Annotated in this window: 2 protein-coding genes; both read left to right on the top strand. The window is 56.1% G+C overall.

Annotated elements, in window-relative coordinates:
* Window positions 1-64: 64 nt before the first annotated feature.
* Window positions 65-358: a transposase gene (locus ACLEJU_RS28630; RefSeq protein WP_336332453.1), complete on the top strand. Its 294-nt coding sequence runs from the start codon at window positions 65-67 to the stop codon at window positions 356-358.
* The coding region (locus tag ACLEJU_RS28625; RefSeq protein WP_435425692.1) for an IS3 family transposase at window positions 355-1,036 on the top strand (682 nt) is incomplete at its 3' end. The genes ACLEJU_RS28630 and ACLEJU_RS28625, both read left to right, overlap by 4 nt.

Below are 1,036 nucleotides of genomic sequence, written 5' to 3'. Positions count from 1 at the left end.
TGGGCCTGTCCCGTGACAACGGACGCCAAGAGGCGATACTTGAATCGTTCTCTTGGAGGTTGTCATGTCCACTCGAACCTACCGTAACTACACCGAAGAGTTCAAAATCCAGGCCGTTGCCTTGGCGCAAACGGTAGGAAGAACCGAAGCTGCCCGGCAACTCGAGATTCCCGTAAAGACGCTTGATAACTGGGTTGACGCGTCTCGTAAAGGGCACTCGTTAAGCTCCCCCGACCGACGCCCTGTCAGTAAAGACGACAGCGAACTGGCGCGGCTCAGGGCCGAGAATGCCGAACTCAAACTGGAGCGCGAAATCCTAAAAAAGGCGGCGGTATTCTTTGCCAAAGAGTCCAGGTGAGATACGCCTTCGTCGCTAGTGAACGGGCTCAATTCCCGGTGCGATTGCTCTGCCGGGTGATGGGTGTCTCGGCTTCAGGGTTTTACGACTATCAGCATCGCCAGGGCCGTCCAGATCGGGATGCGCAGATTCGCGTTGATTTGCACAAGGCCTACGTGGCCAGCCGGAATACTTATGGCCGACCACGGCTGGTCGAAGCTCTGCGCCGGCAGGCGCACGCAGTGGGCCACAAACGGATAGGTCGGCTGATGCACGAGGAACACATCCAAGGCAAATGCAAAGGCGGTTTCAAACCCTGTACGACTGATAGCCATCACTACCTACCTGTAGCGGACAATGTGCTGGCTCGACAGTTTGCCGTGAACAGCACCACGCCCACTTGGGTCAGCGATATCACCTACATCGCAACCAAAGAGGGATGGTTGTATCTGGCAGTCGTACTCAGCATTCAGACGCGCCAGGTGCTGGGTTACAGCTTGGCGGATCGTATGCCGGACGACTTGGTTGAGAGAGCCTTCATCAATGCTTGGAACGCATGCCTTGGCCTCTACGGTGTTGTGTTCCACTCCGATCAGGGACGTCAGTATGCAAGCAGCAAATTTCGATTCGCGCTGGCCAAGAAAGGCTTCACGCAAAGCATGAGCCGGAAGGGCAATTGTTGGGATAACGCTGTGGCTG

Origin of the sequence: Pseudomonas sp. SMN11 (genome assembly GCF_052041945.1) — a bacterium.
In the GTDB taxonomy this organism is placed as follows: domain Bacteria; phylum Pseudomonadota; class Gammaproteobacteria; order Pseudomonadales; family Pseudomonadaceae; genus Aquipseudomonas.
Note: the sequence above shows the minus strand (reverse complement) of the source record. Positions and strands in the feature narration are given on the sequence as shown.

Bases quoted from the DNA above. Each gene is read 5' to 3' on its own strand.
- ACLEJU_RS28630 (WP_336332453.1), top strand. From the start codon at position 65: ATGTCCACTCGAACCTACCGTAACTACACCGAAGAGTTCAAAATCCAG.